The organism is Bosea sp. Tri-49, from assembly GCF_003952665.1.
Classification (GTDB): Bacteria; Pseudomonadota; Alphaproteobacteria; order Rhizobiales; family Beijerinckiaceae; genus Allobosea.
This window is the reverse complement of the sequence record NZ_CP017946.1, coordinates 4433878-4447466: the sequence shown is the minus strand read 5'-3', so window position 1 is coordinate 4447466 and position 13589 is coordinate 4433878. Positions and strand designations below refer to the sequence as shown.

The following is a 13589-nucleotide window of genomic DNA, read 5'->3' as shown; positions in this document are numbered from 1 at the left end:
CATGCGGCGGCGTGGCAAGCTCCTCTCCGAAGCGGAACTCGCGCTCTGGCGTCAGGTCGCGCGTACGGTCAAGCCGCTGGCTGGTCGCGCGCCCGTCGAAGCCGAGCCGGAAGCGAACCCGGAAAAGCCGGCCCCGCCAGTGGAGAGCACCCAGCCTTCCCCAGCGCCGGCGCTCAAGGGCCGCCCGACGAAGCCCGCTCCGCCGCCGCTTGTGCCGCTGGAGCGGCGCATGCGCACGCAATTGCGCCGTGGCCAGCAGGGCGTCGAAGCGGTGATCGACCTGCATGGGCTGCGCCAGGACGAAGCGCATTCGGCCCTGCGCGGCTTCCTGCGCTTGCAGCAGCAGCGCGGCGCCAAGCTCGTGCTGGTGGTGACCGGCAAGGGTATCGCCGGCGATGTCGGATATGGTGAGGAACGCGGCATCCTGCGCCGCAATGTCCCGCACTGGCTGCGCCTGCCCGATCTGCGGCCGCTGGTGCTCGGCTTCGACGAGGCCGAGCAGCGCCATGGCGGCGCCGGCGCGCTCTATATCCGCCTGCGCCGCAGCCGGGAGCTGGACCGATGACGCCCTTCGGCCGCCGCGTCCGCGAATTGCGTGCAGCTCGCGGCGTCACCTTGGCGCAGATGGCGCAGGCGCTTGGCGTCACCCCCGCCTATCTCTCCGCGCTTGAGCACGGCAAACGCGGCCAGCCCACCTTCACCCTGATCCAGGGTGCGATCCATGTCCTCGGCGTGATCTGGGACGAGGCCGATGAACTGATCCGTCTCGCCGAGCTCTCCCATCCGCGTGTCGTGATCGACACCGCCGGCCTTGAACCGGAAGCGACCTTGTTCGCCAATCGCCTTGCCCACGAGGTGGAATGGCTCGGCCCGTCCGATATGGCCGCCCTGACCTCGATCCTCGACAGCGCCGCGCGCCGCCGCGGCAGCGCTTGACCCCGCCCGCCGGCAATGCCACACGCCGCCATTCTCCCGCCATCACGGACATCTCCATGACCTCAAAGCGCTATGACGTGCTCGCCCTCGGCAATGCCATTGTCGACGTCTTCGCCGCGGCGGAGGAAGACTTCCTGGCGCAGTATGCGCTCGTTAAAGGCTCGATGGCGCTGATCGACGAGCCGCGCGCGGAATTGCTCTACGGCGCAATGGGACCGGGCAAGGTGGTCTCGGGCGGCTCGGCCGCCAACACGATCGCCGGCCTCGCCTCCTTCGGCGGCAAGGGCGCCTTCATCGGCAAGGTCAAGGCCGACGAGCTCGGCAAGCTCTACCGACACGACCTGGCTTCGCTCGGCGTGGCTTTTGGTACGGAAGCTGCGACGGACGGCCCGGCGACGGCGCGCTCCTTCATCATCGTCACGCCCGATGGCGAGCGCACGATGAACACCTATCTCGGCGCCTGCCAGGGCCTGTCGCCGGCCGATGTCGACGCCGCAACGGTCGAGAATGCCGATATCGTCTATCTCGAGGGCTATCTCTGGGATCCGCCGGCGGCCAAGGACGCCTTCCGCAAGGCCTCCGAGCTCGCCCACAAGGCCGGCGGCCGTGTCGCCATCACCCTGTCGGACTCCTTCTGCGTCGACCGCTATCGCGACGAGTTCCTCGGCCTGATCCGCAATCGTATGGTCGATCTCGTCTTCGCCAACGAGCACGAGCTGAAGAGCCTCTACCAGAGCGCCGATTTCGACACGGCGCTGGCGGCCCTGCGGGCCGAGAACGTGCTTGCCGTCATCACCCGCTCGGAGAACGGCGCGCTGGCGCTGACGCCCGACGGCGTCGTCGCCGAGCCGGTCTTCCCGATCGAGCGCGTGGTCGATGCGACCGGCGCCGGCGATCTCTTTGCCGCCGGCTTCCTGCATGGCCTGACGACGAACCGCGAGGCGCGCGATTGCCTGCGGCTCGGCGCGATTGCCGCCGCCGAGGTCATCAGCCATGTCGGCGCGCGCCCGGACGTCAACCTGAAGACGCTCGCGGGCAATAACGGCCTGCTCTGAGGCAGAAAGGCGGCTGCTCAGGCCGCCCGCTTCAGCCCAACGGCGCCCCAGATCTCGCTGAGGGCGCCGACCAGCACGGCGATGTCTTCGTCCGAATGCAGCGGCGTCGGCGTGATCCGCAGCCGCTCGCTGCCGCGCGCTACGGTCGGATAGTTGATCGGCTGGACGTAGATCGAAAAGCGCTCCAGCAATTCGTCGCTGATCCGCTTGCACAGCGCGGCATCGCCGACCATCACCGGCACGATATGGCTCGGATTGATCAGATGCGGGATGCCGGCGTGGTCGAGTTGGCCGCGCAGCTTGCGCACCCGGTCCCGCTGGCCTTCGCGCTCGGCCGAGCTCGCCTTGAGATGCCGGATCGCGGCCAGCGCCCCGGCTGCCAGCGTCGGCGGCAGCGAGCTCGAGAAGATGAAGCCCGAGGCGAAGCTGCGGATGAAGTCGCACAACGCCGCCGAGCCGGTGACATAGCCGCCCATCACCCCGAAGGATTTCGCCAGCGTGCCCTCGATCAGGTCGAGCCGGTGGCTGAGCCCGTCGCGCTCGCTGACGCCGCCGCCGCGCGGGCCATACAGCCCAACAGCGTGGACTTCGTCGATATAGGTCATCGCGCCGAACTCATCGGCGAGATCGCAGAACTCGGCGATTGGCGCGATGTCGCCATCCATCGAATAGACCGACTCGAAGGCGATCAGCTTCGGGCGGCCAGGGGCGATACTCGCGAGCTTGCGGCGCAGGTCCTGCGCATCGTTATGGGCGAAGATCAGTTTCTCGGCGCGGGAATGCCGGATACCTTCGATCATCGAGGCATGGTTGGCGGCATCGGTCAGCACGACGCAACCGGGAATGCGCGCGGCCAGGGTCGAGAGCGAGGCCCAGTTCGACATGTAGCCCGAGTTGAACAGCAGCGCCGCCTCCTTGCCGTGCAAGTCGGCGAGCTCGCGCTCCAGGAGGACGTGATAGTGGTTGGTCCCGGCGATGTTGCGGGTGCCGCCGGCGCCGGCGCCGCAGCTGTCAAGCGCTTCGCGCATCGCCGCAAGCACGGCGGGATGCTGGCCCATGCCGAGATAATCGTTCGAGCACCAGACGGTGACCTCGCGCGGCCCGTCCGGACCGTGGAAGGCGGCGCGCGGAAAGCGGCCGGCGCGGCGCTCGAGATCGGCGAAGACGCGGTAGCGGCCCTCGGCCCTCAGGCTGTCGAGTTCGCTGCGGAAAAAGGCTTCGAAATCCATCGTGACGCTCCTGGCGGCACCTTTTAGGGATTCCAGGCGCTGCGTAAAGGCGCGCCAATGTCGCGCCGCAGCAAGCCACGGCAGCCCGATCCTAGCGCAGGCCGCGTCGCATCGTGCAAGGTGCTTTTCGTTTCCGGGCGGGAATGGGTCTTTCCCTTTGGCGCGATGGCCCGTTAGATCGGGACAAAGCTGACGAGGACAGGCCATGGCGGTAACGATCGACGGACGGACCCTGAAGGGCAAGCAGGTGCTGCGCGTGGCCCGGCCTGGCGCCTCCGGCCGCTATGAGAAGGCGAATCTCGCGCCGGCGGCGCGCGCAGCGATCGCGGCGACGCGCGCTCATATCGACGCCAACTTCATGAACGACGAAGCGCCGTTCATGTATTCCTTCAACACCGGCGTCGGCCTGTTCAAGGACCAGCGCGTGCTGATGTCGGAGATGACCGAATATCAGCGCAAGAGCGTCTACGCCCACGCCACCGGCATTGGCGAGCCCTTTGCGGAGGATGTGACGCGCGCGACGATGCTGTTGCGCGCCAATGCCTTCGCCTCGAACTATTCCGGCCCGCAGGTCGCTCTGGTCGAGCGCCTGCTCGCCTGTCTCAATGCCGGCGTCCATCCGGTGATCCCGCAAAAAGGCTCGGTCGGCGCCTCCGGCGACCTCGCCCCGCTTGCCCATATGTCTGCGGCGGTCTGCGGCTTCGAGGAAGGCGAGGCCGTCTATAAGGGCAGGCGGATGAAGGCGCGCGAGGCCCTCGCCAAGGCCGGTCTGGAGCCGGACTTCAAGCTCGGCGCCAAGGATGCGTCCGCTCTGATCAACGGCTCGACCGTCTCGCTGGCGCTCGGTGTGCTCGCCACGGAAGACGCAAAGCGCCTGATCAAGGCCGCGGATATCGGCCTCGCGCTCTCGCTCGAAGCCATGCGCGGCGAGCTCGCCGCCTTCGATCCGCGCGTCCATGCCGCCCGCCCGCATCCCGGCCAGGCGCTGGTCGCACGCAATCTGCTCAAGATCACGCAAGGCTCGAAGCGCTGCTCGGCCTCGGCCCGCGAGACGATCTACCCCGACGAGATCGGCCGCACGCCGGGCAAGCCGCCGGCGCCGCGCGTGCAGGACGTCTATTCGCTGCGCTGCGCCCCGCAGGTGCATGGCCCGGCGCGCGAGGCGCTCGACTATGTCAGCCGCATCATCGCGACTGAGACCAATTCGGCGACCGACAACCCTCTGATCTTCCCTGAGGATGATGGCTACTGCGTTATCTCCGGCGGCCATTTCCACGGCCAGTATGTCGCGCAGGCGATGGACCTGCTCGCCATCGCCATGACCGATCTCGGCTCGATCTGCGAGCGCCGCCTCGCCCGGCTGGTCGACCCGACCATGAGCTACGGCTTGCCGCGCAACCTGCTCGCCGGCAAGCGCGGCCTCAATACCGGCTTTGCCACCGTGCAGTGCTCGATGTCGGCGCTGGTGATGGAGAACCGTACGCTGTCCTCGCCCGGCTCGGTCGATTCGATCCCGGGCAAGTCCAACGCCGAGGACCATGTCTCGAACTCGACCTGGTGCGGTCGCAAGGCGCGCACCGTCGTCGAGAATGTCGAGATGATCATCGCCGCCGAGATCCTGATGGCCTGCCAGGCCCTCTCGCTGATCGCCGAGACCGCCAAGGCCCATCCGCTCGGCAAGGGCACGCAAGCCGCGCTCGACGCGTTGCGCGAGACGATCCCGCCGGCCCTCGATGGCGACCGCTGGTATGCCGCCGAGATGAACCAGGCGACGGCGCTGGTCCGCTCTGGCGCGATCGTCGAGGCGGTGGAGGCGGTGGTGGGCGCGTTGGAGTAAGGCACCGTCTAGCCGCGCGCGTCATGCTCGGCCTTGCGCCGAGCATCTCAGCCCAGACGAGGCTCCAGCCGGCGCCCTCTCGTCATGAGATTCTCGGGCCTGCGCTTCGCTCCGCCCGAGAATGACGCCTCCTAGTACAACGTCGCCCGGACCCGCTCCGGCAGCGCCTTGTCATAGGCCTCGCCGTCGAACGCTTCTGTCGCTGCTCGCGCCGAAATCTCTCGCAGGATCGTGCCGGCGCTGGGCAGCGCGCGCTTGTCGACCTGCGCCGCCGGGTTCCAGAGATCGGCGCGCACCACCGCCCGCGAGCACTGGAAGTAGGCGGCCTCGACAGTGACCACGATCACGCAGGCCGGCAGCTTCCCGGCCATTTCGAAGCGCGCGCACAGCTCCGGCTCGGTCGAGAGCACCGCGGTGCCGTTCACACGCAGCGTTTCGCCGTAACCGGGGATCAAAAAGAGCATTCCGATTCGATTGTCGGACAGAAGATTCTTCAATGAATCCAGACGGTTATTGCCTCTTCGGTCCGGAATCAGCAGCGTTTTCGCGTCGCTCACGGTGACAAAGCCCGGCAGATCCCCGCGCGGTGAGCAATCCAGGCCGTCCGGACCGTTGGTCGCGAGCACGAAGAATGGCGAGGCCGCGATCAGCGCGCCGTAGTTGGCGTCGATGTGATCGATCTCCTTGATCACCGAGGCCGGCGCAATCGGGTTCGGATAGAGCGCGGCAAGCTGTTCGGGCGAAGTGATGCGGTGCGCGGTCATGCTGGCCTCCAAAGCAATAAGTCTAGACTATTCGACTTTGCTGCAGCGCACCAGAGGGATCGGCAAAAGAAAACGCCCCGCACCTTTCGATGCGGGGCGTCTGATTCACGTGAAACGCGGATCGCGTATCAGTCGTCGGCGTTCTGGCGCTCGCGGGACTTCTCGGCCTCGCGCTCGGCCTTCAGCTTCTCGGTGATGTCCTCGCCGGTGGCCTGGTCGACCACCTTCATCGACAGGCGCACCTTGCCGCGCTCGTCCATGCCGAGGAACTTGACCTTGACCTTGTCGCCTTCCTTGACGACGTCCTGCACCTTCTGGACTCGCTTGGCAGCGAGCTCGGAGATATGGACGAGGCCGTCCTTGGCGCCAAAGAAGTTCACGAAGGCGCCGAACTCCATGACCTTCACGACGGTGCCGTCATAGATCATGCCCGGTTCGGCTTCCGAGACGATCGACTTGATCCACTTGATCGCCGCTTCGATCGACTTGCCGTCGGCCGAGGCGATCTTGATGGTGCCGTCGTCCTCGATGTTGACCTTGGCGCCGGTCTTCTCGACGATCTCGCGGATGACCTTGCCGCCCGAACCGATGACTTCGCGGATCTTGTCGACCGGGATCTTCATCGTCTCGATGCGCGGCGCATACTCGCCGAGCTGACCGCGCGCCACCGAGAGCGCCTTGTTCATCTCGCCGAGGATGTGGTCGCGACCGCCCTTGGCCTGGTCGAGGGCGACCTTCATGATCTCCTCGGTGATCCCGGCGATCTTGATGTCCATCTGCAGCGAGGTGATGCCCTCGGCCGTGCCGGCGACCTTGAAGTCCATGTCGCCGAGATGGTCCTCGTCGCCGAGGATGTCGGAGAGCACCGCGAAGCGCTCACCCTCGAGGATCAGGCCCATGGCGATGCCCGCGACCGGCGCCTTCAGCGGCACGCCGGCATCCATCAGCGCCAGCGAGGTGCCGCAGACGGTGGCCATCGAGGAGGAACCGTTCGACTCGGTGATCTCCGAGACGACGCGGATCGTGTAGGGGAACTCCGACTTCGCCGGCAGCATCGGGCGGATGGCGCGCCAAGCGAGCTTGCCATGGCCGATCTCGCGACGGCCGGGCGAACCCATGCGGCCAGCTTCACCAACCGAATAGGGAGGGAAGTTGTAGTGCAGCAGGAAGGTCTCCTTGTAGGTGCCTTCCAGCGAGTCGATGAACTGCTCGTCGTCGCCGGTGCCGAGCGTGGTCACGACCAGCGCCTGGGTCTCGCCGCGGGTGAACAGCGCCGAACCGTGGGTGCGCGGCAGGATGCCGGCTTCCGAGACGATCTTGCGGACAGTCTTCAGGTCACGGCCGTCGATGCGGACGCCGTCGTCGAGGATGGTCCAGCGCACGACCTTGGCCTGCGCCTCCTTGAACTGGCCGCCGACCTGCTCCTTGGTGAAGGTGGTCTTGCCGTCCGGCGTCTCCGAGATCAGCTCAGCGACCTTGGCCTTGGCGGCGTCGAGAGCCTTGTAGCGCTCGGCCTTGGTGGTGATCTTGTAGGCGGCGCGGATATCCGCATCGACCAGCTTGAGCACGGCTTCGAGCACGACGGAGTTGTCGGCCGGGGTGTAGTCGCGCGGCTCCTTGGCGGCCTTCTCGGCCAGGCGGATGATCGCGTCGATCACCGGCTGGAAGTGCTTGTGGCCGAACATCACGGCGCCGAGCATGACCTCCTCGGAGAGCTGCTTGGCCTCCGACTCGACCATCAGGACGGCGTCGGGCGTGCCGGCGACGACGAGGTCGAGCTGCGATTCCTTGATCTCGTCGACCAGCGGGTTGAGCTTGTAGGCGCCGTCGAAATAGCCGACGCGGGCAGCGCCGACCGGGCCCATGAAGGGCACGCCGGAGAGGGTCAGGGCAGCGGAGGCGGCGACCATGGCGACGATGTCGGGATCGTTCTCGAGGTCATGCTGCAGCACGGTGCAGACGACCTGCGTCTCGTTGCGGTAGCCCTCGACGAAGAGCGGGCGGATCGGCCGGTCGATCAGGCGCGAAACCAGCGTCTCCTTCTCGGTCGGGCGTCCCTCGCGCTTGAAATAGCCGCCCGGAATGCGGCCGGCGGCGAAGGTCTTTTCCTGGTAGTTCACGGTCAGCGGGAAGAAGTCGATCCCGGCCTTCGGCGACTTGGCGGAGACGACGGTCGCGAGCACGACGGTCTCGCCATAGGTCGCGAGCACGGCGGCGTCGGCCTGGCGGGCGATCTTGCCGGTTTCGAGGACGAGCTTGCGGCCGCCCCAGATCAGTTCTTCGGTTTGGATGTCGAACATCGGTTTTCTTTCGGTCGGATGCGATCCGTCCGGCGTCGCTCGAGCCCATGGGCAAGACGGCAAAACGTCCGGGATATGCTCGAAAGAAGCGGCGCCCGGGCGCTCGGCGATCCTGCCATGGACGTCGCTGACGCCGGCGGATCATGCGGTGCGCCGCCCCATGCGGCTGCCGCACTGAAGGGGGAACGTCGCGTCATTGCGGCGCTCCCGGAATAAGGCCGGTTACTCGGCCTCTAGTAGAACCGCCCGGAGCAGCGAGGCACCGGGCGGAAATTCGGTCTCGATCAGCGGCGGATGCCGAGCTTCTCGATCAGCGTCTTGTAGCGCGCTTCTTCCTTGCCCTTGAGGTAGTCGAGCAGGGAGCGGCGCTGCGAGACCAGCTTGAGCAGGCCGCGACGCGAATGGTTGTCCTTGGTGTGGGACTTGAAGTGGCCGGTCAGGTTGTTGATGCGCTCGGTGAGGATCGCGACCTGGACTTCCGGCGAACCGGTGTCGTTCGGCTTGGTGGCGTGTTCGTTGATGAGCGCGGTCTTGCGCTCGGCAGTGATCGACATCGTCATGTCCTTTGGTTGGGTGTTGATCTGGCGGGCCAGGCCGGGATGTCGTCCAGCAAGGTCCGAAGCCCGCATCCGCCTCATCGCGGAAGGGATGCGCAGCCGGCTGTTGGGCCGGTTGCCCGGGCATATACACGAAACTGGCGGAAAGGCTAGGGTTCTGGCGTCGTGGTTTGGAGAAGAGCATGCAGCAGGTTGAGGAAAGACAGGCTGTGCGCGCGCTTATCCTCACGCCGGACCGGGAGACCTTGCTCTTTCGCCTGCGGCCGCCGGGAGAGACGAGATGTTTCTGGATCGCGCCGGGCGGCGGGCTCGATCACGGCGAGACGATCGAGGACGGGTTGAAGCGCGAACTCCGCGAAGAACTCGGGCTGGTCGAATTCCGGATCGGAGCATTGGTCTGGCGCCGCCACCATACCTTCGACTGGGGCGCCCGCCGGATTTCGCAGCGCGAGGAATACCGCATCGTCGAGGTCGCCCGCTTCGATCCGGTCATGACCGACGAGGTCGAGGCGCAGAACGTCGTCGAGCACCGCTGGTGGCCGATTGCTGAGTTGGGCGAGGTCCGCGAACCGCTCACACCGTTGAGCCTGCCGGCAATCCTGGCGCGATATCTCGCCGAGGGCGCGCCCGATCCGGTCCCGCCGGAGGAAGTCCTGATAGACGACGAGCCTACTCGCTGACTCCGAGGCACTGCCCGCCGGAACCTCTGTCGGCTCCACAGGTTGACTCGCCGCAGGTCTCCAAACCGGGGTCGAGTATCATGCCAGCCATGCCGAAGGACCGTCTCATCGCCGCACTCGGCGCCCAGCTCAGGGCCGAGCGCGAGACCCGCGACGCGCTTGCCGACGTGATCGCCAATGGCCGGCTCGATCGCGAGGTCCTGCTTGCGATTCTCTCCGACCCGGTGCCGGTCGTGACTCTTGACGAGATCGTCCGCGCCGAAGCCTGGCTGCGCGGCCTGCCGCCGGCCTTCCCGGCCCGCCCGGCACTGAGGGCGGCCTGATGGCGCCCCGGCCGGCCTGGAAGGGCTATCTCAAGCTCTCGCTAGTCTCCTGCGCGGTCGAGTTGACCTCGGCGACCGACCATAGCGAGAAGGTCTCCTTCCGCGTCATCAACCGCAAGACCGGCAACACCGTGCGCCGTCAGTACATCGACAGCGTCAGCGGCAAGCCAGTCGACAGCGATGATGAGGTCAAGGGCTATGAGATCGGCGGCGACGAGTATCTCCTGATCGAAGAGGACGAGATCGACGCGGTCCAGATCGAGAGCTCGCACACGCTGTCGATCGAGCAATTCGTCGACCGCGCCGCGATCCCGCAGATCTATTTCGACCAGCCCCACTATCTCAGCCCATCCGACGAGATCTCGGAGGAGGCCTTCGCCGTGATCCGCGAGGCGATGGCGAAGCAGAGGAAGGCCGGCATCGCCCGCATCGTGCTCTATCGGCGCGAGCGCCCGGTGATGATCGAGCCTTTCGACAAGGGGCTGCTGCTGACCACGCTGCGCTACGACAAGACCGTGCGCCAGCCGGACGAGGTCTTCGATGGCCTGCGCAAGGGCAAGCTCGACGAGGAGCTGGTCGACCTCGCCACCCACATCATCGAGAAGAAGCAGGCGACGTTCGATCCCAGCGGCTTCGAAGACCGCTATGAGGAGGCGCTGCTCGACCTGATCGAGGCCAAGCGCAAGGGCAAGAAGCCGCCGGTGGCGAAGCCCGCAGAGCGTCCTTCCAATGTCGTCAACCTGTTCGAGGCGCTGAAGAAGAGTCTTGGAGAGGAGGGCGGCTCGTCCCGCAAATCATCCACTCGCGACAAGAAGCCAGCCGGCACCCGAAAGCCGACCAAAAAGCCCGCTGCCGGCAAGGCCAAGAAGAGCGCCTGACGCGCGTCGGAGGGCGCCATGGCCAATCTCGACCTCTACCGCTCGAAACGCGATTTCTCCCGCACCCGCGAGCCGAAAGGCGCCGCCAGCCGTCGGAAGGCAGCACAAGCCGGCGGTGCCTTCGTATTCCACAAGCACGCCGCCCGCCGCCTGCATTACGATCTCAGGCTCGAGCATGCCGGCGTGCTCTGGTCCTGGGCGGTGACGCGCGGGCCGAGCCTCGACCCGAGAGAGAAGCGCCTCGCCGTCCATGTCGAGGACCATCCGCTCGAATACGGCTCCTTCGAAGGCACGATTCCTGAGGGCGAGTACGGTGCCGGCTCGGTCGTCATATGGGACGAAGGCAAATGGATTCCGGAAGGCGATCCCGTTCGCGGCATGGAGAAGGGCCACCTCGCCTTCGCGCTCGAAGGCCATAAGCTCGCCGGCCGCTGGCATCTGGTGCGTTTGAAGCCCCGCCGCGGCGAGAAGCGCGACAACTGGCTGCTGATCAAGGTCGACGACGATTTCGCCCGCGACGACGAGGACATCTTGGAAACGGCGCCGGATTCGGTGAAGTCGGGCAGGAGCGTCGAGGAGGTCGGCGAGGATCCGGGCGGCGACGTCTGGTCGACCGACGAAAAGCCCGCGAAAGGCCGCAAGCCCAGTGTTGCCAAGCCCAAGACCGCAAAAGCTAAGACAGCAAAGGCCAAGGCTACTGGGCGTTCGGCAAAGACCGAAGGCGAGCCGCTACCGCGCTTCATCGAACCATGCCTCGCGACCCTGCAGGACAAGCCACCGGCCGGCGAAGCCTGGCTGCACGAGGTCAAGTTCGACGGTTACCGGCTGCAGGCGCGAATATCCGCCGGACAGGTCAAGCTGCTCACCCGCACCGGGCTCGATTGGACCGAACGCTTCGGCAAAACGATCGTCGACGCCTTCGCCGCGCTGCCCTGCGAGACGGCGCTGATCGACGGTGAAGTCGTTGCGTTGAGCGAGAACGGCATCTCGTCCTTTTCCGCGCTCCAGGCAGCGCTGTTGGAGGACAAGACCGCGAACCTTGTCTTCTTCGCCTTCGACCTGCTCTATCTCGACGGTGAGAACCTGCAGCCCGAGCCACTGCTCGCCCGCAAGGGACGGCTGGAGGAGCTGCTGAGCGCTGCGGGAGCGGATGCGCCTTTGCGTTATTCCGAGCATTTCATCGAGCCGGGCCAGACCATGCTGCGCCATGCCTGCCGCATGGGGCTGGAGGGCGTGATCTCCAAGCGCGCCGAGGCGTCCTATCGCAGCGGCCGCGGGCGCGACTGGATCAAGTCGAAATGCACGCAGCGCCAGGAATTCGTCATCGCCGGCTATGTCCCGTCCAAGGCCTCGCGCAACCAGCTCGGCTCGCTCGTTCTCGGCTATCATGAGGATGACGAGCTGAAGCCCGCCGGCCGGGTCGGCACCGGCTTCACCCGCAACTCAGCTGCTGCGCTGAAGAAAAAGCTCGATGCGATCACCGCGAAGGCCTCGCCTTTCCGGGGCGAAGCCGGACGCGAGCGTGGTATCGTCTGGGTGAAGCCCGAACTCGTCGCCGAGATCGCCTTCGGCTCCTGGACGGCCTCGAAGACCCTGCGGCACTCGGCCTTCCTCGGTCTGCGCGAGGACAAGCCGGCTGAGGAGGTGGTCGAGGAGAAGCCTGCCAAGGCTAAGTCGGACAAGGTGGCGAAGAAAACGGCGCGCAAGCCTGCAACTGGGCCGGAGACCACCGTGACGCTGAGCAATCCCGACAAGCCGCTCTGGCCCGATATCGGCTTCACCAAGCAGGATCTGCTCGACTATTACGCCAGCGTTTGGGAGCGCATGGCCCCCTTTGTGGTCGAAAGACCGCTCAGCCTGCTGCGTGCGCCAGATGGCGTCGGCGGCCAGGTCTTCTTCCAGAAGCATGCCGGCGCCGGCCTCCATAAGGCGGTCTCGCGGATGAAGGACAAGGATGGCGAAGAGCTGCTCTTCATCCGCGATTTCGACGGGCTCGCTGCACTCGTCCAGCTCGGCACGGTCGAAGTCCATGTCTGGGGCGCGACAATCGACGCGGTCGAGACGCCCGACCAGATCATCTTCGATCTCGACCCCGACCAGGGCGTGCCGATGGAGCGGGTGCGCGAGGGGGCACTGACCGTGCGCCAGCGCTTGGATGAGCTCGGCTTCGAGAGCTTCCTCAAGACCTCCGGCGGCAAGGGCTTCCACGTCGTGCTGCCGCTGAAGCCCAAGGCGGATTGGGACGAGGTCAAGGGCTTCGCCCGCGACTTCGCCAAGGCGATGGAGCAGGCGCAGCCAAAACTCTACACCGCGACCCTGTCGAAGAAGGCGCGCAAGGGCCGCATCTTCATCGACTATCTCCGCAATGGCCGCGGCTCGACTGCGATCGCGCCGTTCTCGACAAGAGCCCGTCCCGGCGCCGCCGTCGCCATGCCGGTCGCTTGGGAACTGCTGGAGAAGAGTCTGGCGCCCGATGCCTTCAAGGCGCCGGAGGTTACGAAGAAGGGCCCGCCCGACGACGCCTGGGCTGCATTCTTCAAGCCGAAGCGGTCGCTGAAGCGCTGATCAAGCGGCGATCTCACCTCGGTCATAGCGCCGCTGTGCCTCCTCGACCTCGCCGATATGAGCCTCCGCCCACTGTGTCAGCGCCGCAACCGTGCCGGCGAGCGTGCGCCCAAGCGGCGTCAGCGAGTACTCGACTGTGACCGGTACCGTCGGGAAAGCGCGGCGTGAGATCAGCCCGTCGCGTTCGAGGCTCTTCAGCGTCTGCGACAGCATTTTTTGCGAGATGTTCTCGATCTTGCGGCGCAGTACATTGAAGCGCAGCGTCTCCCGCTCGAGCAGGATCAGCACCAGCACTGCCCATTTGTCGCCGATCCGGTCGAGCACCTGCCTTGTCGGGCAGCGGGCGTCGAATGCGTCGGGGCGGTGCAGCATGGCGGTTTCCGGTAGGTGACCTTGTGGCGTGAAAGTGCCTTCTTGAGCAAAAATCGCACATGCGCCATCTGGTGTCCATTGGGATGTTGGTTC

Annotated in this window: 13 protein-coding genes; 8 read left to right on the top strand and 5 right to left on the bottom strand. The window is 66.2% G+C overall.

Features of this window, described 5'->3' with window-relative positions; genetic code table 11:
• Window position 1: 1 nt before the first annotated feature.
• The 3 genes from BLM15_RS21515 to BLM15_RS21505 are packed head-to-tail and all read left to right on the top strand — an operon-like array spanning window position 2 to window position 1991.
• On the top strand, window positions 2-565 hold the full coding sequence (locus tag BLM15_RS21515) for a Smr/MutS family protein (RefSeq protein ID WP_126114675.1): 564 nt from the start codon (window positions 2-4) through the stop codon (window positions 563-565).
• Entirely contained in the window at window positions 562-936 is a 375-nt protein-coding gene (locus BLM15_RS21510; RefSeq protein WP_126114674.1) for a helix-turn-helix domain-containing protein, read from the top strand. The genes BLM15_RS21515 and BLM15_RS21510 overlap by 4 nt, the downstream gene beginning before the upstream one ends.
• 56 nt (window positions 937-992) lie before the next feature.
• Window positions 993-1991, top strand: coding sequence for an adenosine kinase (locus BLM15_RS21505; RefSeq protein WP_126114673.1), 999 nt, complete (start codon window positions 993-995; stop codon window positions 1989-1991).
• 17 nt (window positions 1992-2008) lie between these two features.
• On the opposite strand, the gene hemA is transcribed toward BLM15_RS21505, so the two are convergent.
• A complete protein-coding gene (gene hemA, locus BLM15_RS21500; protein WP_126114672.1) occupies window positions 2009-3220 on the bottom strand; it encodes a 5-aminolevulinate synthase in 1212 nt (403 codons plus the stop codon).
• A gap of 205 nt (window positions 3221-3425) precedes the next feature.
• Here hemA and BLM15_RS21495 point away from each other — a divergent pair, with 205 nt between their 5' ends.
• Window positions 3426-5057 carry an HAL/PAL/TAL family ammonia-lyase gene (locus tag BLM15_RS21495; RefSeq protein WP_126114671.1) on the top strand — a complete coding sequence of 544 codons (1632 nt, stop codon included), beginning with the start codon at window positions 3426-3428 and terminating at the stop codon, window positions 5055-5057.
• A gap of 131 nt (window positions 5058-5188) precedes the next feature.
• Here BLM15_RS21495 and BLM15_RS21490 read toward each other — a convergent pair whose 3' ends face one another.
• The 3 genes from BLM15_RS21490 to rpsO all read right to left on the bottom strand — a co-directional run bounded on the left by BLM15_RS21490 (window position 5189) and on the right by rpsO (window position 8675).
• Complete coding sequence (locus tag BLM15_RS21490; protein WP_126114670.1) at window positions 5189-5821, bottom strand: pyridoxamine 5'-phosphate oxidase family protein; 633 nt, start codon at window positions 5819-5821, stop codon at window positions 5189-5191.
• A gap of 128 nt (window positions 5822-5949) precedes the next feature.
• Entirely contained in the window at window positions 5950-8121 is a 2172-nt protein-coding gene (pnp, locus tag BLM15_RS21485) for a polyribonucleotide nucleotidyltransferase (protein WP_126114669.1), read from the bottom strand.
• A 284-nt stretch (window positions 8122-8405) separates the two neighbouring features.
• Complete coding sequence (rpsO, locus tag BLM15_RS21480) at window positions 8406-8675, bottom strand: 30S ribosomal protein S15 (RefSeq protein WP_126114668.1); 270 nt, start codon at window positions 8673-8675, stop codon at window positions 8406-8408.
• A gap of 185 nt (window positions 8676-8860) precedes the next feature.
• Between rpsO and BLM15_RS21475 the strand changes: the two genes are divergently transcribed.
• The 4 genes from BLM15_RS21475 to ligD all read left to right on the top strand — a co-directional run bounded on the left by BLM15_RS21475 (window position 8861) and on the right by ligD (window position 13124).
• On the top strand, window positions 8861-9358 hold the full coding sequence (locus tag BLM15_RS21475; protein WP_126114667.1) for an NUDIX domain-containing protein: 498 nt from the start codon (window positions 8861-8863) through the stop codon (window positions 9356-9358).
• Window positions 9359-9438: 80 nt separating this feature from the next.
• The gene (locus BLM15_RS21470; RefSeq protein WP_126114666.1) at window positions 9439-9681 is read left to right on the top strand and encodes a hypothetical protein; all 243 of its coding nucleotides are present in this window, start codon (window positions 9439-9441) and stop codon (window positions 9679-9681) included.
• Window positions 9681-10559 carry a non-homologous end joining protein Ku gene (gene ku, locus BLM15_RS21465; protein ID WP_126114665.1) on the top strand — a complete coding sequence of 293 codons (879 nt, stop codon included), beginning with the start codon at window positions 9681-9683 and terminating at the stop codon, window positions 10557-10559. The genes BLM15_RS21470 and ku overlap by 1 nt, the downstream gene beginning before the upstream one ends.
• Window positions 10560-10577: 18 nt before the next feature.
• A complete protein-coding gene (gene ligD, locus BLM15_RS21460) occupies window positions 10578-13124 on the top strand; it encodes a DNA ligase D (protein ID WP_126114664.1) in 2547 nt (848 codons plus the stop codon).
• On the opposite strand, the gene BLM15_RS21455 is transcribed toward ligD, so the two are convergent.
• Complete coding sequence (locus BLM15_RS21455) at window positions 13125-13496, bottom strand: winged helix-turn-helix transcriptional regulator (RefSeq protein ID WP_126114663.1); 372 nt, start codon at window positions 13494-13496, stop codon at window positions 13125-13127. It abuts the gene before it with no gap.
• Between the last annotated feature and the right edge of the window lie 93 nt (window positions 13497-13589).

Excerpts from the sequence above, each read along its gene's own strand:
- BLM15_RS21515 (WP_126114675.1), top strand. The coding sequence starts at position 2 with ATGCGGCGGCGTGGCAAGCTCCTCTCCGAAGCGGAACTCGCGCTCTGG.
- BLM15_RS21510 (WP_126114674.1), top strand. The coding sequence starts at position 562 with ATGACGCCCTTCGGCCGCCGCGTCCGCGAATTGCGTGCAGCTCGCGGC.
- ligD (WP_126114664.1), top strand. The coding sequence starts at position 10,578 with ATGGCCAATCTCGACCTCTACCGCTCGAAACGCGATTTCTCCCGCACC.
- BLM15_RS21470 (WP_126114666.1), top strand. The coding sequence starts at position 9,439 with ATGCCAGCCATGCCGAAGGACCGTCTCATCGCCGCACTCGGCGCCCAG.
- rpsO (WP_126114668.1), bottom strand. The coding sequence starts at position 8,675 with ATGTCGATCACTGCCGAGCGCAAGACCGCGCTCATCAACGAACACGCC.
- BLM15_RS21475 (WP_126114667.1), top strand. The coding sequence starts at position 8,861 with ATGCAGCAGGTTGAGGAAAGACAGGCTGTGCGCGCGCTTATCCTCACG.
- BLM15_RS21505 (WP_126114673.1), top strand. The coding sequence starts at position 993 with ATGACCTCAAAGCGCTATGACGTGCTCGCCCTCGGCAATGCCATTGTC.
- BLM15_RS21490 (WP_126114670.1), bottom strand. The coding sequence starts at position 5,821 with ATGACCGCGCACCGCATCACTTCGCCCGAACAGCTTGCCGCGCTCTAT.
- BLM15_RS21455 (WP_126114663.1), bottom strand. The coding sequence starts at position 13,496 with ATGCTGCACCGCCCCGACGCATTCGACGCCCGCTGCCCGACAAGGCAG.
- ku (WP_126114665.1), top strand. The coding sequence starts at position 9,681 with ATGGCGCCCCGGCCGGCCTGGAAGGGCTATCTCAAGCTCTCGCTAGTC.
- BLM15_RS21495 (WP_126114671.1), top strand. The coding sequence starts at position 3,426 with ATGGCGGTAACGATCGACGGACGGACCCTGAAGGGCAAGCAGGTGCTG.
- hemA (WP_126114672.1), bottom strand. The coding sequence starts at position 3,220 with ATGGATTTCGAAGCCTTTTTCCGCAGCGAACTCGACAGCCTGAGGGCC.
- pnp (WP_126114669.1), bottom strand. The coding sequence starts at position 8,121 with ATGTTCGACATCCAAACCGAAGAACTGATCTGGGGCGGCCGCAAGCTC.